Raw genomic sequence first — 16,779 nt, 5'->3', positions numbered from 1 at the left:
AACATTTCGCGAATTTGAGGGAAGAGCCCGGATGCCGATGACCCTGCGCCACCGCTGCCCGAATTGCGGCGAACGCTTGGAGACGTCGATGCGCCGCGCCTCCGATTGGCCGAAGCTCGGTCCCGGTTACCGCCGCGCTACACAGTGATTTTGGCGACGCTGCGCGTCCTACAGCCGCCGCCTCACGCTGGGAGACGATGCCATTCAATCGAATGGGGCGGTTGTCAAACCCCTGTCGGGTCCACGCCGATGTGCCTGGCGACCATCGACCGCACGTCGACGCGGGCCTCCAGACGCGCCGCGAGAAGCGCGATCCCGCTGATCTTTCGTTGCGCGAAGAGCGTGTCGGTCGGCGGGACATGCCAGGTCTCGCGGTCGCCTGCCACCGTGGCGGCCTGATCGCGAAGGAGGGCGAGGACGCGCCGGTCGGAGAAGTCGAAGGCCTCACTCTTCGACGCTTCGGCCAGGATGAGCCCGATCATGCGATCGATCAGATCCCCGTGTCGCCGGACGGCCGCCGCGCCGAGGAAGCCTGCGTCCACTGCGGCCTTCTTCACCGCTCCGCCGTCTCTGGAGAGGCCGGCAGCCAGCAGCCAGCGATAGGCCTGCGCCGTCGCTGGCGAGACCGGGCGCGTCGCGCCGAAATCGAGAAGGACGACCCTCCCCGTCGCCGGCTGGTAGCGAAAGTTCGCGAAGTTCGGATCGGTCTGCATCACCCCGAAGCGGAAGAGTTCGTCGAGAACCAGATCGATCAGGAGGGCGGCGATGCGATCGCGCTCGGACTGCCGGGCGCCGACCATCTCCTCGATCGGCACACCCTCGACGAACGACATGGCCAGGATGCTGTCGGTCGTGAAGTCCGGCGCCAAAGCCGGTACCACGTAAGCGTCGCTGCCAGCGAGGAGATGCCCATAGGCTTCCATCTGGACGCCTTCACGCCGATAGTCGGTCTCCTCGTGCAGTTGTACCTTCGCCTCGGCCAAGAGCGGAGTGATGTCGAGCTTGGGCGGCAGGAGGCCTGAAACGCGCAGGAGTGTCGCAACATTGTCGACATCGGCGTCGATGCTCCCGCGAACGCCGGGATACTGGACCTTGATCGCCAGCTCGCGTCCGTCCAGCGTCACCGCGCGGTGGACCTGCCCGATGGATGCCGCGGCGATGGGCTTGTCGTCGAACCTCTGGAAGCGGATGCGCCACTCCTGACCCCATTCGGCAGCGAGCATGCGCTGAAGCTGAACCGGCGGCATGGGATCGGCCTGGGCGCGAAGCCGGGCCATGAGTTGGGAGAGTTCGACGGGCAGCGCGTCGCCCGCGTCCATCGAGATCATCTGCCCGAGCTTCATCGCCGCGCCGCGCAGGTGCGACAGACGGTCGGCGACGCGCATGAGGTTGCCGGGCGTCAACAGCATGTCACGCATGGCGGGGCGCTCGCCGTCGGCAAGACGCCGGGCGCCCTCTGCGAGCAGGCCGCCAGCAAGACCGCCGGCGAGCCGCCCGAACTGTCCGAGCCGCGACAGACGACCGCTCGGCACCGGCCGCCCCTTCGTGCCGCCGTCTCTTGTACTCATCGTCTCACCATCCCGCGCTGCCAGCTCCGCCCTTGAACGGGCCTGCGAAGCCGTCGGTGATCCATCCGCCATAGAACCCGCCGGCCTGCGGCGTTACGATCTGCCCGTCGACGGAGCAGCGGTCGAACGGCCGCGCGTAGAAGGCGACGTGATCCTTCAGGATGGCGAAGGAGGGTGTTGGCGACGGATAGCTCCATCCGACGCGCTCCAGCACGTGGCCGTCCACCACGACGTCCCAGTAGACCGCCGCCCCCTTCCATTCGCAGAAGGAACTGCCCTCAGCCCGGCGCAAGATGCCGGGTTCGATATCGTCCGTGGGGATGTAATAGCTGGGCGGATGGCTGGTCTCGAGCGTTCGGATCGTCCGCCGGCTGTCGGCGATCCGGTGCCCCCGATGCTCGATGACGATGCGGGCTTCGGTCGGCTGGGCGATGGCGGGTCTGGGGAAGGACCAGACGCTCTCCTGGCCCGCGGCGATCGGCTCGGGCTTCGGTCTCATGGGCGCTCCAGACGGTGGGCAAATTTCTGCAGCGACGGGCGCGCTCGCAGGAAGGCCCGGTAGAAGCGCTCAAGCAGCGCGGATGCGAACGGGCCCCGGAACGCGAGCCCGAGCGGGCGAAGGATCGGAATGGCCCGCCACATGGCCGCAAAGGCTTCCGCGCCGCTGAGCAGGCGTCCGTTCTCCGATGCGTGGAAGCGGTCGAGGAGTTCGCCCCGGTCGAGCGGGCATGTCGCCGACTCGGCCTGGTCGACATCGACGAAGCGGATCACGCCCCGCCGATCGAGGCGGCGCATCAGCGCGATCTCCCGTCTGCACAAAGGGCAGGATCCATCAAACCAGACTGTCAGCTCCGACATGAAAAGGAGATGGTGCGCCCGATCCCAGAAGTCGCGCCCCTCGACATGCGGCAGATCGCGCTTCCTACCCCTCTACAACCCGAACATTATGCACCCTGCTGCCAGAAGGCTCCGGGTCGTCGTCGCGGAATGGTGTCCACATCCATGGTCCGCATGGTCGATACATCGCTGTCCGGCAGGGACGAGGCCTGGACGACGCACTCGCCTTCGGTTCCGCCGCGTCCTACGCCAGTTCGACCGCTCCACATCGCTCCCGGCTGCGGGAAAACTGATCGGCTTAACGCCCCCCTTGCCATCAGTTGAGACGCGGAAGCAGGCCTCTTCGAACTTCACCTCGACATAGCCCCTGCCTTGCCGAGATGGGGACTTCCAGAAGGTGTCAGATCCTGCGCTGCAAGAAGATGACGTTGTCGACCAGCGTGGCGCTCGTCCCGTCCGGCCACTCCGCCATGCGTGCGATCGGGCACAGGCCACGGATCCGCCATGCGCGGGGCGCAAGCCGCAACGCCGCGAAGGTCTCGTCCGCCGTTGCGAACCGCTGATCCTCCGACGCGGCGGACCAGGATCCGCGCGATCCGTGCTCGATGACGAGGAAGTGCCCTCCCCGCGTCACGGACGTCGCGGCACGCGCCAGGGTTTCGGCACGGGGCCATTCTTGTGGGGATTGCAGGAAGCTGGCGACGACGAGGTCGAATGCGCCGGCCGGGAACGACTGGGCGAGATCGTGCGCTTCGAAACGAACGCGCCCCGCCATGCCGGCCTTGTCGGCGTTGCGCCCGGCCAGTTCGAGCGCCACGGTCGAAACGTCGACCGCCGTCACGTCCCAGCCCTGACGCGCCAGCCAGACGGCGTCGTCCCCTTTGCCGCAGCCGAGTTCCAGTGCCCGTCCGGGTTGGAGCGGTCCGGCAAACAGGCTGAACGCCAGTCCAGGCCTTCCGGAAGACAAGGGCGAGCCCTGGCGGTAGCGGTCGTTCCAAAACGCCTCCGTTTGCATCGACGCCTCCATTCAGGCTGCGGCCAACGCGGCGTCGAACACGAGCGAGCGATGTGCAGCGCCGCCGGCCAGAACGCCGGCAGCCGAGGCGAGGGTCGCGTTCGGCATGGGGCTGGCGAGGTCCCCGGCGGCAAAGACGCCCGCGACAGTCGTCGCCTGCATGGCGTCGACCTCCACATAGGGTCCCGTTGGCCCCTCCTTCGTCCTGCAGCCGAGTTGGCGAGCGAGATCGCCGGCGGGGGCCGTCAGTGGAGCGACGAAGAGCCCGGCGAGCGGGATCGTCCGCCCGTCGGCAAGCTGCACCGCCTCGAGATTGGGAGAAGTGCCGATCAGGCCTGTCACGGGTGTCGTCTCGATCGTCACGCCCCGTAGGCCGAGCAATCGGAGTTCATCCGACGTCGGCGTGAATGCCGCTTGCGTGAGAAGCGTCGTGGCGCCCCAGTCGGGAAGAAGCATCGCCTGATGAAACGCCGCTTCACTTCGCGCCAGAACCCCGAGGGGTCGCTGGCCGAGTTCGTAGCCATGACAGTATGGACAATGCAGGACGCTGACACCCCAGCGCTCGGCCAGCCCCGGAAGATCGGGCAGCGTATCGCGAACACCGTAGGCAAGGACGAGCCGGCGCGCCGCGACCTCGTCGCCCGCGGCCAAAGAGACCCGGAACTCGCCATCGCGCCCTTCAGCGGCGACCGCCGCTTCGGTGCGGAACGTCACGGTCGGATAGGCAAGAAGGTCGGCGCGCAGGGTTGCATTGATTTCGGCCGGGCGCCGACCATCCTGCCCCGGAAAGCCGTGCGAAGTCGCCGCGTAGCGGTTGCGCGGGGCATCCGTGTCGAGGACGAGGACCCGGCGCCGGGCCCTTGCCAGTTGCATGGCCGCGGACAGGCCCGCGAAGCTTCCTCCGATGACGACGACGTCGTAGTCCATAATCCCGGCTCCTTCGCTCGTCATGCCACAAGACGAGTTACATGATCACGGAAAGCACGGCAAGACATGAAACTTTCCACGTTGCATGACGCCTGTTAGGACGGACGGCGGCAACGGAAGGACTGACCCATGCCCCGCGACCTTCGCATCTCCCGCATCCTGCACGTGCTGATCCATTTGGACCGACACGTCCCTCGTGCGACGTCCGACGAGATCTCGACCATGATCTCCACGAATGCCGTCGTGGTTCGACGGATGATGGGGGGACTCCGGGATCGAGGAATCGTCTCGTCCGAGAAGGGGCATGGCGGAGGCTGGCAGCTCACAAGGCCGCTGGCGGAGGTGTCCCTGCGCGATGTCTACGAGGCCGTCGGGGCACCACCCCTGTTCAACATCGGCCCAGGCGTCGATCCCTCCGAATGCCTCGTCGAAAAGGCTGTGGACGCGCGTATCGACGCGACACTCAAGGAGGCGGAGGCTCGTCTCCTCGATCAGTTCTCGCGGATCTCCGTCGAGGACCTCGCACAGGATTTCGAGCGGGCCGCCGCCGATCGCCTCGTCGGATCGCAAGGCGTCCCATACAGTTTCGATCATGTCGGACGCAGATCCGCCCCTCGAGACCACTGATCCGAACGATCGGCTGCGGCGTTGCAAGGTCGCGCAGGAAGTCTGACAACTAGGTCATTTCCCCGCCCGACATGGGCGGTCGGGAGCACGATGGTGCTCCCCGAGAATGGCGTCAATTCAGCGGCAGTTCTGTTCCGATAAGGCTTTGCCCGGCTCGTTGGCCGGCAGAGCGCTTCGCCGTGGGCTGGTCAATCAGCGACGCCTGCAGAAAGCCCTGGCTCAAGAGGCGCTCTGCCGCTATGTTGTCTTACAACTCGGAGTTTGAGAGGCGAGAATGTCTGAGTTGAGTGGCGGTGCCTATGATTGGGGCGACCATGAAGACCAAGCGGACGGAGCCGCACGAGGGATCGAAGGCCCAGTCGCAACGCCTCGCGGCCGAGTTGCGCCGCGAGATCCTGGCCGGTGAGCGGAAGGCGGGCGCGAAGCTCCCGACCGAGGCCGAGCTGAGCGCGCAATACGGGCTCAGCCGCCCGTCCGTTCGCGAGGCGATCGCCATCCTTCGGAGCCAGGATCTGGCCGAGTCCCGGCGCGGTTCGGGCTCTTACGTCACTGCCCAGCCCCGGCTGGAACTGCGTCTTGCTCTGCCGACCGACTCCACCGAGACCGTGGTGCGGATGATCGAACTGCGCCGAGCGGTCGAATGCGAGGCGACGCGACTGGCGGCGATCCGCCGCTCGACCGAGAAACTGGACGCGATGCGCGCGGCGAGCGAGGCCGTCATCCATGCGGAACGGGAGGGCCGGGATGGAGTCGCGGAGGACATGCTCTTCCACCGCCTGATCGCCGAGGCGGCCGACAATCCCTACCTCCTTCAGATGCATGAGGCCTGCCAGAGCGTGCTTCTGCAGGCCATGCGCTCCACCCGCGCCAACGAGCGTCGCGACCCCGCGCTGCGCGACGAAGTGCATCGGGAGCACCGGCGCATCCTCCTTGCTGTTTCGGCGGCAGAAGGCGACTGGGCCGCCGGTGCGATGGCCGCTCATCTGGCCGGCGCCGAGCGGCGGCTTCGAGCCTGCGCAGGTTCGATCGCATCGCCGGCAAGCCCCCCATTCCAGGATTGAAGACAGCAAGGGACTGAACGCCATGTCTGACCAGCATGTGCCAATCCGCGCCGGCGTGATCGGCCTCGGCTCGATGGGGCTCGGCATGGCCCTGTCGCTCGCGCGCGCGGGCATCGAGACATGGGGCTGCGACCTGAACCCAGCCGCCTGCAAGGCGCTGAAGGGCGAAGGCGGCCACATTGCCGCCTCGCCCGCCGAGATCGGCAGCAAGGTCGACGTCCTGTTCTGCGTCGTGGTCAACATGCAGCAGGCGGAAGCCGTGCTGGCGGGCGCCGGCGGCGCGGTCGGCGCGATGGCACCCGGCTCCGTCGTGATCCAGTGCGCCACCTGTGCGCCCGACGCGGTCAAGGCGCTGGCCGCCGAGATCGCGGCGAGCGACGTCCTCTTCATCGACGGACCGATCTCCGGCGGCTCGGCCAAGGCCCATGCCGGACAGATCACGGTGATGGCGTCCGGTCCGCCGGCAGCTTTCGAGAGGGCTCGTCCCGCCTTCGACGCCGTCGCCGCACGGGTCTTCAACCTCGGCACCGAGATCGGAGCCGGATCCCAGGTCAAGCTCGTCAACCAACTGCTTGCCGGCGTCCATATCGCCGCCGCGGCAGAAGCGATGGCCTACGGCATCTCGGGAGGATGCGACCCGAAGGCGCTGTTCGAGGTCATCACCGCGAGCGCCGGCAACTCTTTCATGTTCGAGAACCGCGTTCCCCATATTCTGGAGGATGATTTCGCACCGCGCTCGGCGGTGGACATTTTCGTCAAGGATCTCGGCCTCGTGCACAACAGCGCGCTGGCCCGCAAGTTCCCGCTGCCTCTGGCCGCGCAGGCGCTGACCATGTTCACCCAGGCTTCGGCCATGGGCCTTGGCCGAGAGGACGACGCGGCCGTCGTCAAGATCTTTCCGGGCGTCGACCTGCCGCGGAAGGGGAACTGAGCCATGACCGTCAGAGTCCGCCTCGGCTGCATCGCCGACGACTTCACCGGCGCCACGGACCTCGCCAGCCAGCTCGTCTCGGCCGGCATGGCGGTGGTGCAGACCATCGGCGTCCCGGCCGATGCGCTCGCCGCCGATTGCGATGCGGTCGTGGTGTCCCTCAAGACCCGAACCATCGACCCACGGGAAGCCGTACGACAGTCGCTGGACGCCTTGGAATGGCTTCAAGCGCAGGGCGCAGACCGATTCTACTTCAAGTACTGCTCCACGTTCGATTCCACCGATCGGGGAAACATCGGCCCCGTGAGCGACGCCCTTCTGGAGGCGCTTGGCGAGGACTTCACCATTGCCGCGCCCGCGCTGCCGGCCAATCGCCGAACGGTCTACAACGGATATCTCTTCGCCAACGACGTCCTGCTCAACGAAAGCGGAATGCAGGATCATCCACTGACGCCGATGCGCGACGCGTTCCTGCCGCGCGTGTTGCAGCCGCAGACGAGCCGAAGGGTCGGCCTGATCAGCCATGATGCGACCGGCAGGGGCGGCGAGACCGTAGCGACACGCGTTGCCGAGTTGCGTCGGGAAGGCTTCGGCATCGCGATATGCGACACGCTCGACCTTGCCGACCTCCGCGCCATCGCAGAGGGAACGCGCGATCTGAAGCTCGTCACCGGCGGCTCCGGCCTTGGCCTCACCTTACCGGCGACGTTCCCGGGGTTCGCACCGCGCTCCAATGCCGATGCGCTGGACAGGATCGAAGGCCGTGCGCTGATCCTGGCGGGAAGCTGCTCGCGCGCGACGCTTGCCCAGATCGAGGCCGCCAGGTCGCATGTCCCGTCAATGGCTGTGGAGGTCGAGGCGCTCTTTACCGACTTCGAGGCGCATGTGGGAGCGCTGGCCGCCTTCGCGAGCGAGAGGCTCGACGGCGGTCCGGTCCTTCTCTACGCCTCCATGCCGGCCGAGCGGCTTCGCGAAGTGCAGTCGCGCTTTGGCGTCGAGGCGTCGGGCGAGATCGTCGAGCGCGCCCTGGCCACGCTCGCGCGGCGCCTCGTGGCCGATCACGGCGTCCGCCGCATCGTGGTCGCCGGTGGGGAGACGTCCGGTGCGGTGGTCGGCGCGCTCGGCGTGACAGGTCTCAGGATCGGACCGACCATCGACCCCGGCGTGCCATGGACGCAGGCCACGGGAACCCGTGAACCGCTGGCGCTGGCGCTCAAGTCCGGCAATTTCGGTGGGCCCGACTTCCTCACCCGGGCGTTCGAGGTGCTGCCATGAGCCTCAGTTCCGAAAGCCGTCTGCGCGAGTCGATCTGCCGGATGGGACGCGAGTTCCGCGCCCTCGGCCTCGCCCCCGGCACGTCCGGCAATCTCAGCGCCAGGCTCGACGACGGCTGGCTGATGACGCCAACCAACGTGGCGCTCGGCAATCTCGATCCAGCCCGCATCTCGAAGCTGGACTGGGGCGGCAGGCTCGTCAGCGGAGACAAGCCGACCAAGGAATCGTTCCTGCATCGCGCCTTCTACGAGAATCGACCAGAAGCTGGCGCAGTGGTGCATCTGCACGCGACGCACGCCACTGCCCTCTCCTGCCTCGAAGGCTTGAACGAGGACTCCTGCATCGAGCCTATCACCCCATACTTCGTGATGCGCGTCGGCCGCTTGCCCTTGCTACCCTATTTCCGGCCAGGCGATCCGGCGATGGGTGAGGCTGTCGCGAAGGTGGCGCCGCATCGCTCGAGCGTTCTTCTTGCCAATCATGGGCCTGTGGTTTCGGGACCGACGTTGGAAGCCGCGCAGAGCGCCATGGAGGAACTGGAGGAAACGGCCCGGCTTGTGCTTCTCCTGCGGGGGCAAGCGGTGCGCACGCTCGGAGATGCGGAGATCCAGCCTCTGCGCGAAGCCTTCAACGCCATCTGGTAGCGACAGTCCCAGCAAGGAAGTCACGATGCCGCGCTTTGCCGCCAATCTCACCATGATGTTCAACGAAGTACCCTTCCTGGAGCGCTTCGCCGAGGCCGCTGAGGTCGGCTTTTCCGGCGTCGAGTTCCTGTTCCCCTACGAATGGGATGCGTCCGAGATCGCGGACGCACTGAAAGCCCATGGTCTGACGCAGGCCCTGTTCAATCTACCGCCAGGCGACTGGTCGGCAGGTGAGCGCGGCATTGCGGGGCTGCCGGGCCGGGAAGCCGATTTCGCCGACAGCGTCGAGACCGCGATCGACTACGCGAAAGCGCTCGGCTGCCAGCGTCTCCACGCTATGGCGGGCATTCTGCCTGAAGGCGCCGACAGGAATGCGCATTTGAATGTCTACAAGGCCAACATCGCCCATGCGGCGCATCGGCTCGCCGAAGAAGGGCTGACGCTTCTGATCGAGCCGATCAACACGCGCGATATGCCGGGCTACCTTCTGAACCACCAGCGCGAAGCGCATGCACTCGTGCGCGAGATCGGCGCGCCGAACCTCAAGGTCCAGATGGACTTCTACCACGCCCAGATCATGGACGGCGATCTGTGGCGCCTGTTCGAGGCTCACCGCGAAACCGTCGGTCACATCCAGATTGCCTCGGTACCGGAACGGCACGAGCCGGACCAGGGCGAGGTCAACTACCCCTGGCTGTTCGAGCGTCTGGACGCGGCGGGCTACGACGGCTGGATCGGCTGCGAATACCGCCCGCGCGCCGACACGCGGGCCGGGCTGGGATGGTTCCCGCGCGCGCAGCAGGAGCCCTGATCGAAACGCTACCGATCGTGCGGTAGATCCCGGTGCCGCTTGGGTGCGCGGGAGTTTACGGCGGCCGGCGGCCTTTGATCCCCATGCCGTCGGGCTACCGCCGCAGGACCTCGACTTCCCGGCATCGGCTGCCGCGCTTCGCCTTGCGGCTGATCCCTACAAGGCGCATTTGACGATCGACCGCCGCTCGGACCGGGAACGGGCCGACCTCTTGGGGGATCGAGGCTTCAGATGAAGCCTCGACGGCTCTGATCGGCGGAACGGGGGATCAGAGGTCCGTCGGCTTGCCGCCGCCGGCTGCGGCGTTTCCCAGCGCCTGCCGCTTGGCCTCCACAAGAAGCGTCAGGCAGCGGTCGCGCCATTGCCGCCGGGCGGCAAGGTCGTCGGCCTTCGTATAGAGCCGTCGTTGCCGCTCGACGTCGGCGACAAGGGTCTCACTCCAATCGCGCGGGTCGGCCTGCTCTTCGGCGAGCGTGCGATACATCGGCCCGAGGTTGCGGCAGTACTCCGCGATGCCCTCCCGCGCGTTGAGGTCGATCGTCTCGAACGGGCCCATGAAGAACCAACGCAGTCCAAGCCCGTCCGAGACGGCGCGGTCGACGTCGTCGACGCTGCAGATGCCGTCCTCGACCAGCCGGAACGCCTCGCCGAGAATGGCGCTCTGCAAGCGGTTTACGAGAAAGCCATTGATCTCGCGTGACAACCTGACCGGTGACTGACCCACGTCGCGCATCAGCGCGGCCGAGCGCTCCACGACGCTCGGGTCGGTCCAGGGCGCGGGCACGATCTCCACCAGCGGGATCAGATGCGGCGGGTTGATCGGGTGGACGACCAGGCAGCGCCGGCGGTGGGCCAGGGGCTCGGTGAAGGCCGAAGCCGGAAACCCCGATGTCGAACTCGCCACGATCGCGGTCGGCGGCACGAGCGTATCGAGGCGCTGATGGAGCGGGCGCTTGATCTCCAGCCGCTCGGGTGCGCTTTCCTGCACGTAGTCGCAGTCGGCGACCGCCCGTTCCAGGCAGTCGGCCACGGTTATCTTCGCCGTCATAGGGCCGCCGTCGGCGTCGAGCCGACCCCGGACGCTCTCGTGCGCCCGATCGGCTGCGCCGGGCGCCTCGTCGAAGAGCATCACCTCCAGTCCGGCCCGAGCGAAGACGAGCGCCCACGAGGCCCCGACGGTTCCGCAGCCGACGATCGCAATTCGTTTCATGGACGCCTCCGATATGAATGCGCGTCGGTCGCCATGCTAGCGCGCGACGAGCCCGAGGACGTTGGCGCCGGTGTAGATGCCGAGGAGCACGATCGCGACCGAGGAGATGGCGAGAAGGATGTTGAAGCCCCTGCCGCCCCGAATGGCGGGATCGGTCTCGGTGTTGCGCAGGTACCAGGTGGCGATCACGGCCGCGAGGAGGAAGATGCCGGTCGAGACGCCGCCGATCTGGATCATCAGGACGGGCGACTGGATGAACAGATACGCCGTACCCCAGACGATCGGTAGGCCGACCGTGAAGATCCGGATCCACTTCAATCGCTGTCGCGTGTTGCGCCAGTCCACCACGCCGAACTCGGCCAGGAGGTTGGTGTACATACGGGACCAGCTCGGGATCGAGGCCCAGAGCGTCGAGCCGAGAACGGCGACCGCGCCGACAAGGAAGAGCGTCCCCGCCCAGTCGCCGAGCGTGTCGGTATACATGCGCGACACGGTCCCGATCATGTCGTTGCCCGCCGGCACGAGCCCCTGCGGATGCAGCACGGCGGCACCCATGATGTAGAAGGCAAGCGTGCCGAACGTGTAGATGCACCAGGACACGAAGGCGTCCTTGTACATCACCGAGATCCAGCCCCGCGCGCGCCGCTTCCAAGCCTCCGACCCGTCGTTCGGGCCGACATAGCGGGCGTATCCCTTTTCGACGCACCAATAGGTGTAGAAGGTGAGTTCGTCCGCCCCGACGCCTGTGATGCCGAACATCGCGATGGCGATGCCGATCGCGCCGGCGGGAATGGCCAGCGTCAGCCCCGACAGCACGTCGTCGACCGAATAGGCGTAGGGCGTCGCGGGCAGGCCGAGCGCGATGACGATGGTGCCGATCGAGAAGACGACGACGAGAAGCACGGCGCCGCGTTCGATAAGCGAATAGCGATTCGAATACAGAAGGACGATCGAGGTGAAGACCGTGACGAGCGTCCAGATGGTGATCGACGTGCCGCCCAGGGGATCGCCGCCGATCGGCAGAAGGATCGACAGGGCCACGGCGGCCCCGCCGACGACACCGCCGATCTGCAGGATCTTGGTCAGCGCCATGATGGCCCAGAGCACGTTGATCCAGCCGACCCGGCCGAAATGCGGGGGCACCTTGTTGTAGCCGGTCAAGGCTGGTTGGCCCGTCGAGATGGTCCAGCGGGCGAGCTCGATCTGCACCGCGACCTTCACGAAGGTCGAGAAGATGACCATCCAGAGAAGAACGAAGCCCGTCCGGGCGCCGAGCGTCGTGGTGGCGATCAGTTCGCCCGAACCCACGATCGATGCCGACAGGATCAGGCCCGGCCCCAGATGTTTCAGCGAATGAGCCCAGCCGGTCGGGGGCTCCATGATGCCCTCGCTGGTCAGGTGATAGGGGTCGTCGCGATCGGCGACGACGTGCGCGGGCGCAGCGTTCGCGGTGGTGCTCATATGGTCCTCCCTGCGTCGCCTTCAGGCAACGTCGTTGCCATCGGCCTAGCACGCGGCTCACGTGTAGCTCGAATCAACCAAAACTGATTCCCTGCGACGGAACCCGCAAACCAGCTGCCTTCCTGCGCTTTTGAAGAAGTTGCAGACCGCTGAGTCCCGCCGACCCAATTCCAGCCGGTTGACTCCGCCAGCGCCACGATGTCTGCTGTCTGACAACTTTTGCCGAACTGGTTGTGGAAGGGATCGAACGTGACCGACGGGCTCGCCCGCCTGCCCCCTGCCAACCGCACGCGCGCCGCGATCGACATCGTCGCGAACTACATCGCGCAGGCCGGGCTCAAGCCGGCCGAGCGCCTGCCGACGGAACACGAGCTGATGGGTGCGCTGGGCATCGGGCGCTCGACGGTGCGCGAGGTCATGCGTCACTTCCAGGCGCTGGGCGTGATCGAGACGCGGCGGGGCAGCGGTTCGTTCCTGCGTCGGAGCATTTCGGCCGCGACCGTCCACCTTCCGCTTTCCTTCGATCCCGGACCGGTACGCGACGGCCTCCTGCGCACCCTCGACGTGCGGCGCGGGCTGGAGGTCGAGGCGAGCATGCTGGCCGCCGTCCGTGCCAAGGCGGCCGACATCGAAAGGATGCGCGAGACGCTGGAGGAGATGGAACGCGTCCACCTGGAAAAGGGGACCGCGGGTCGCGAGGATCTCGCCTTCCATCTTTCGATCTACGAGGCGACCCGCAACCCGCTTTTCGGCCAGCTTCTGGAGCAGATGCGGGAGGCCTTCGAGCTCTTCTTCGACAAGCCCTTCGACCGGCCGGACTTTGCCCGCCGCTCCTTCCCGTTCCACCGCGAACTCTTCGACGCCATCCAAGCCCGCGATCCGGCGGCCGCGCGCGAGAAGACGCTCGAAATCCTCGCCATCGTCGAGGAAGACATCAAGGACATGTCCCAATGATCGACGGGATGGACTGGCTCGACCATGCGGCCGGCATCGTCGCACACGATGCACCCAACGCCTATGCGGCGGTGGTGCCCCCCATCGTGCAGACGTCGCTCTTCACCTTCGAATCCTACGCGGAAATGGAAGAGGTCTATCGCGGCCTCAAGCAGCGTCCGGCCTATTCGCGCGGGTTGAATCCGACGACGCGCATCTTCGAGGAGAAGGTGGCAGCGCTCGAAGGCACGGAGGACGCCTTGTCCTTCGCCAGCGGCATGGCGGCGATCTCCTCCACGGTCCTGACCTTCGTTTCGCCGGGCGAGCGCATCCTGGCGGTCCGCAACGTCTATCCCGACGCCTACCGCCTGTTCGAGACCTTCGCCCGGCGCATGGGCATCCAGGTCGACTATGTCGACGGGCTGGACGAGACGGCCGTGAAAGCGGCGCTGCCAGGCGCCAGGCTCTTCTACATGGAGAGCCCGACGAGCTGGGTGATGGAGGCGCACGACGTCGGCGCGCTCGCCGCCCTCGCGCGCGACGCTGGCGTCATGACCGTCATCGACAATTCCTGGGCCTCTCCGGTCTTCCAGAACCCGATCGCGCTCGGCGTCGATCTCGTCCTGCATTCGGCCTCGAAATATCTCGGCGGCCATAGCGACGTGGTGGCGGGCGTGGTGGCGGGTCCGGCACCCCTTGTCGGGCGCATCCGGGGCGAGACGCATCCCTATCTCGGCGGCAAGCTGTCGCCGTTCGAGGGCTGGCTCCTGATCCGGGGCCTTCGCACGCTCCCCATCCGCATGAAGGCGCACGAGGCGTCGGGACTGGCGGTCGCCCAGCGCCTGAAGGCGCATGCGGCGGTCGAGAGCGTCGCCCATCCCGGTCTCGGCAACGCCCTGCCGCCTGGCCTGCGCGGCACGTCCGGCCTGTTCTCCTTCGTGTTCCGCGAGGGCATCGACATCGCCCGTTTCACGAACGCGCTCTCGACCTTCAGTCTCGGCGTCAGTTGGGGTGGGCACGAAAGCCTTATCGTGCCGGGCGCCATCGTCCGCGCTCAGGCGGCGCAGCCCAACTCGGCGGTCGCCTTCGGCATCCATCCGAAATCCGTGCGCCTGCATGTCGGCCTCGAAGGCACCGAGCTTCTCTGGGCCGACATCGAAGCGGCCATCGCGGCCGCCACGCTCTGACCCGACACCACGACAACCCAAGGAGGAATGGCATGATCAGGACGCTTCTCACCGCCACCATGCTGGCCGGCCTCGGCGCCGGCCCGGCGTTGGCCCAAACCCTCAAGTTGACGGAGGTGATCACCAGCCCCGAGCGCACGGCCACGCTCCGGGAGATCGTGAAGGGCTTCGAGGCCGAGAACCCCGGCGTCACGGTCGAGATCACGTCGCTGCCCTGGGGCCAGGCCTTCGAGCAGTTCGCGACCACCGTCTCGGCCGGCGAGACGCCGGACGTCGTGGAGATGCCCGACACTTGGCTGGCGCTCTACGCCAAGAACGGCGCGCTGGAGAATCTCGAGCCCTACCTGAAGGACTGGCAGTACACGGCCGGCCTGAACGACCGGGCGCTCCAGTTCGGCCGCGCGGTCGACAACACGGCCTATATGCTGCCCTACGGCTTCTATCTGCGGGCCATGTTCTACAACAAGGACGTGTTCAAGGCGGCCGGCGTCGAGGCGCCGCCGAAGACGCTCGACGAGTTCACGGCCGCCGCGGAGAAGATCAAGGCGGCCGGCAAGGCGGCCTACTGCCTCCGTGGCGGCCCGGGCGGGCTCAACGGCTGGGTGATGTTCGGCGCGACCGCGAACGGCGACAACACCTTCTTCAAGGAGGACGGAACCTCGACCTTCACCGAACCCGGCTGGGTCGAGGGCCTGACCTACGTGGTCGATCTCTACAAGAACGGCCATGCGCCGAAGGACTCCATCAACTGGGGCTTCAACGAGATCGTGGCGGGCTTCTATTCCGGCACCTGCGCGATGCTCGATCAGGACCCGGACGCGCTGATCGCCATCGACGAGCACTTGACGCCCGAGCAGTACGGCGTCGCGCCCATGCCCAAGGGTCCGTCCGGCAAGGCCTTCCCGACCATCGGCTATGCCGGCTGGTCGATGTTCGCCGCCAGCGAGCACAAGGACCTCGCCTGGAAGCTGATCGCGGCGCTGGAAGGCCCCGAAGGGAATCTCGCCTGGAACAAGCGCACGGGCGCCCTGCCCGTCCACAAGTCGGCCGAACAGGACCCGTTCTACGCGCAGGACAAGTTCAAGGGTTGGTTCGAACAGCTCTCCGATCCGAACGTCGTGCCGACCGTGATGCCGACCGACCTCGAGGAATTCGCCTTCTTCAAGGATTCGCTGGTGATCAAGACCAGTCAGGAAGCGCTTCTGGGTTCGATCTCGCCGGAGGACCTTGCCAAGCAATGGGCGGACTACCTCACCGCCGCCAAGAAGAAGCAGATGGGCAACTGATCCGCACCATCGCCTGCGGGAGGCGGCCCGGCCGCCCCCCACCTCTCCTCCAGACCTCGGCGAAGAGCCCATGACCGCCATAGGCCAGACAGGCGTCCCGCCTGCCCCGCAAGCCCTGCGCCGGAGCTGGACGACCAGCCTGCAGCCCTATCTCTATGCCGCGCCGGCCGTGATCCTGATCGTCACGGTGATGCTGGTGCCGCTGGTGGTCGGGATTTCCTACGCCTTCCGCGACATACGGCTGCTCAATCCGTTCAGCGGCGGCTTCGTCGGCCTCCAGCACTTCGTGACGCTCGCCTCGGACCGGAACTTCCGCCTGGCCCTCGGCAACACGGTGTTCTGGACGGTCACCTCGGTGACGCTTCAGTTCGTGTTCGGCCTGATCCTTGCGCTTCTCCTGAACCGCCCCTTCGCGGGCCGAGGGATCGCGCAGGCGCTCGTCTTCCTGCCCTGGGCCGTGCCGAGCTTCCTGTCCGGCCTCGATTGGGCCTGGCTGTTCAATCCCGTGGTCGGGCCGATTCCGCACTGGCTCACGGCACTCGGCCTGATGGACACACCGTCGAACATCCTCGCCGATCCCGACCTCGCCATGTGGGGACCGATCGTCGCCAACGTCTGGTGGGGCATACCCTTTTTCGCGATCACGCTGCTCGCCGCGCTCCAGTCCATCCCGCGCGACATCTACGAGGCCGCCGCGATCGACGGGGCGGGCGCGATCGAGCGCTTCCGCTCGATCACCCTGCCGTTCCTGGCGCCGACGATCGCGATCACCATTCTCCTCCGCACCGTTTGGATCGCCAACTTCGCCGACCTCATCGTCGTGATGACCAATGGCGGGCCGGCCGACCGGACGCAGATCGTCGCGAGCTACATCTTCACCACCGCATTCCGTCGCCTCGATTTCGGCTACGCCTCGGCCATCGCGCTCGTGTTGCTCATGCTCCTGATGATCTATTCGCTGCTCCTCGTGAGCCTGCGCCAGATGCTCCTGAACAGGTCCTGACCC

The 16,779-nt window shown here is 66.7% G+C and carries 16 protein-coding genes and 1 pseudogene; 10 read left to right on the top strand and 7 right to left on the bottom strand.

From position 1 onward, the window contains the following. Positions 1-224: 224 nt before the first annotated feature. The 5 genes from O5O54_RS12960 to O5O54_RS12940 form a co-directional block, all read right to left on the bottom strand. Entirely contained in the window at positions 225-1,568 is a 1,344-nt protein-coding gene (locus O5O54_RS12960; RefSeq protein ID WP_279482213.1) for an AarF/ABC1/UbiB kinase family protein, read from the bottom strand. 4 nt (positions 1,569-1,572) lie between these two features. Next, a complete protein-coding gene (locus O5O54_RS12955) occupies positions 1,573-2,067 on the bottom strand; it encodes a DUF427 domain-containing protein (RefSeq protein ID WP_279482212.1) in 495 nt (164 codons plus the stop codon). After that, on the bottom strand, positions 2,064-2,426 hold the full coding sequence (locus tag O5O54_RS12950; protein WP_279482211.1) for a DUF393 domain-containing protein: 363 nt from the start codon (positions 2,424-2,426) through the stop codon (positions 2,064-2,066). The genes O5O54_RS12955 and O5O54_RS12950 overlap by 4 nt, the downstream gene beginning before the upstream one ends. Before the next feature lie 379 nt (positions 2,427-2,805). Beyond that, a complete protein-coding gene (locus O5O54_RS12945; RefSeq protein WP_279482209.1) occupies positions 2,806-3,420 on the bottom strand; it encodes a class I SAM-dependent methyltransferase in 615 nt (204 codons plus the stop codon). Positions 3,421-3,432: 12 nt separating this feature from the next. Further along, a complete protein-coding gene (locus tag O5O54_RS12940; RefSeq protein ID WP_279482208.1) occupies positions 3,433-4,347 on the bottom strand; it encodes an NAD(P)/FAD-dependent oxidoreductase in 915 nt (304 codons plus the stop codon). Between the two features lie 129 nt (positions 4,348-4,476). Here O5O54_RS12940 and O5O54_RS12935 point away from each other — a divergent pair, with 129 nt between their 5' ends. From O5O54_RS12935 to otnI, 6 genes are all read left to right on the top strand, one after another. Beyond that, complete coding sequence (locus tag O5O54_RS12935; protein ID WP_279482207.1) at positions 4,477-4,974, top strand: Rrf2 family transcriptional regulator; 498 nt, start codon at positions 4,477-4,479, stop codon at positions 4,972-4,974. 314 nt (positions 4,975-5,288) lie between these two features. Continuing rightward, on the top strand, positions 5,289-6,035 hold the full coding sequence (locus O5O54_RS12930; protein WP_279482206.1) for a FadR/GntR family transcriptional regulator: 747 nt from the start codon (positions 5,289-5,291) through the stop codon (positions 6,033-6,035). A gap of 22 nt (positions 6,036-6,057) precedes the next feature. Then, positions 6,058-6,966, top strand: a complete 909-nt coding sequence (ltnD, locus tag O5O54_RS12925) for an L-threonate dehydrogenase (protein WP_279482205.1) — start codon at positions 6,058-6,060, stop codon at positions 6,964-6,966. A 3-nt stretch (positions 6,967-6,969) separates the two neighbouring features. Beyond that, positions 6,970-8,241 carry a 3-oxo-tetronate kinase gene (gene otnK / locus O5O54_RS12920; protein WP_279482203.1) on the top strand — a complete coding sequence of 424 codons (1,272 nt, stop codon included), beginning with the start codon at positions 6,970-6,972 and terminating at the stop codon, positions 8,239-8,241. Then, complete coding sequence (gene otnC, locus O5O54_RS12915; protein ID WP_279482202.1) at positions 8,238-8,885, top strand: 3-oxo-tetronate 4-phosphate decarboxylase; 648 nt, start codon at positions 8,238-8,240, stop codon at positions 8,883-8,885. The genes otnK and otnC overlap by 4 nt, the downstream gene beginning before the upstream one ends. 25 nt (positions 8,886-8,910) lie before the next feature. Continuing rightward, a complete protein-coding gene (gene otnI / locus O5O54_RS12910) occupies positions 8,911-9,696 on the top strand; it encodes a 2-oxo-tetronate isomerase (RefSeq protein WP_279482201.1) in 786 nt (261 codons plus the stop codon). A gap of 268 nt (positions 9,697-9,964) precedes the next feature. Here otnI and O5O54_RS12905 read toward each other — a convergent pair whose 3' ends face one another. Continuing rightward, positions 9,965-10,906: a 3-hydroxyacyl-CoA dehydrogenase gene (locus O5O54_RS12905; protein WP_279482199.1), complete on the bottom strand. Its 942-nt coding sequence runs from the start codon at positions 10,904-10,906 to the stop codon at positions 9,965-9,967. Between the two features lie 36 nt (positions 10,907-10,942). After that, entirely contained in the window at positions 10,943-12,367 is a 1,425-nt protein-coding gene (locus O5O54_RS12900) for an Nramp family divalent metal transporter (protein ID WP_279482198.1), read from the bottom strand. Between the two features lie 249 nt (positions 12,368-12,616). Here O5O54_RS12900 and O5O54_RS12895 point away from each other — a divergent pair, with 249 nt between their 5' ends. The 4 genes and pseudogenes from O5O54_RS12895 to O5O54_RS12880 form a co-directional block, all read left to right on the top strand. Next, positions 12,617-13,321 (top strand): FadR/GntR family transcriptional regulator, encoded by a 705-nt coding sequence (locus tag O5O54_RS12895; protein ID WP_279482197.1) that lies wholly within the window; start codon positions 12,617-12,619, stop codon positions 13,319-13,321. Continuing rightward, positions 13,318-14,487, top strand: coding sequence for a PLP-dependent transferase (locus tag O5O54_RS12890; protein WP_279482196.1), 1,170 nt, complete (start codon positions 13,318-13,320; stop codon positions 14,485-14,487). The genes O5O54_RS12895 and O5O54_RS12890 overlap by 4 nt, the downstream gene beginning before the upstream one ends. A 35-nt stretch (positions 14,488-14,522) precedes the next feature. Continuing rightward, positions 14,523-15,773: a sugar ABC transporter substrate-binding protein gene (locus O5O54_RS12885; protein WP_279482329.1), complete on the top strand. Its 1,251-nt coding sequence runs from the start codon at positions 14,523-14,525 to the stop codon at positions 15,771-15,773. Positions 15,774-15,915: 142 nt separating this feature from the next. Further along, positions 15,916-16,776 (top strand): annotated as a pseudogene (locus tag O5O54_RS12880) (carbohydrate ABC transporter permease); the annotation flags it as partial. Positions 16,777-16,779 lie beyond the last annotated feature (3 nt).

Origin of the sequence: Aureimonas sp. SK2 (assembly GCF_029813115.1) — a bacterium.
Classification (GTDB): domain Bacteria; phylum Pseudomonadota; class Alphaproteobacteria; order Rhizobiales; family Rhizobiaceae; genus Aureimonas.
This window is presented reverse-complemented; position numbering and strand designations above follow the sequence as displayed.

Excerpts from the sequence above, each read along its gene's own strand:
- O5O54_RS12960 (WP_279482213.1), bottom strand. The coding sequence starts at position 1,568 with ATGAGTACAAGAGACGGCGGCACGAAGGGGCGGCCGGTGCCGAGCGGT.
- O5O54_RS12955 (WP_279482212.1), bottom strand. The coding sequence starts at position 2,067 with ATGAGACCGAAGCCCGAGCCGATCGCCGCGGGCCAGGAGAGCGTCTGG.
- O5O54_RS12950 (WP_279482211.1), bottom strand. The coding sequence starts at position 2,426 with ATGTCGGAGCTGACAGTCTGGTTTGATGGATCCTGCCCTTTGTGCAGA.
- O5O54_RS12945 (WP_279482209.1), bottom strand. The coding sequence starts at position 3,420 with ATGCAAACGGAGGCGTTTTGGAACGACCGCTACCGCCAGGGCTCGCCC.
- O5O54_RS12940 (WP_279482208.1), bottom strand. The coding sequence starts at position 4,347 with ATGGACTACGACGTCGTCGTCATCGGAGGAAGCTTCGCGGGCCTGTCC.
- O5O54_RS12935 (WP_279482207.1), top strand. The coding sequence starts at position 4,477 with ATGCCCCGCGACCTTCGCATCTCCCGCATCCTGCACGTGCTGATCCAT.
- O5O54_RS12930 (WP_279482206.1), top strand. The coding sequence starts at position 5,289 with ATGAAGACCAAGCGGACGGAGCCGCACGAGGGATCGAAGGCCCAGTCG.
- ltnD (WP_279482205.1), top strand. The coding sequence starts at position 6,058 with ATGTCTGACCAGCATGTGCCAATCCGCGCCGGCGTGATCGGCCTCGGC.
- otnK (WP_279482203.1), top strand. The coding sequence starts at position 6,970 with ATGACCGTCAGAGTCCGCCTCGGCTGCATCGCCGACGACTTCACCGGC.
- otnC (WP_279482202.1), top strand. The coding sequence starts at position 8,238 with ATGAGCCTCAGTTCCGAAAGCCGTCTGCGCGAGTCGATCTGCCGGATG.
- otnI (WP_279482201.1), top strand. The coding sequence starts at position 8,911 with ATGCCGCGCTTTGCCGCCAATCTCACCATGATGTTCAACGAAGTACCC.
- O5O54_RS12905 (WP_279482199.1), bottom strand. The coding sequence starts at position 10,906 with ATGAAACGAATTGCGATCGTCGGCTGCGGAACCGTCGGGGCCTCGTGG.
- O5O54_RS12900 (WP_279482198.1), bottom strand. The coding sequence starts at position 12,367 with ATGAGCACCACCGCGAACGCTGCGCCCGCGCACGTCGTCGCCGATCGC.
- O5O54_RS12890 (WP_279482196.1), top strand. The coding sequence starts at position 13,318 with ATGATCGACGGGATGGACTGGCTCGACCATGCGGCCGGCATCGTCGCA.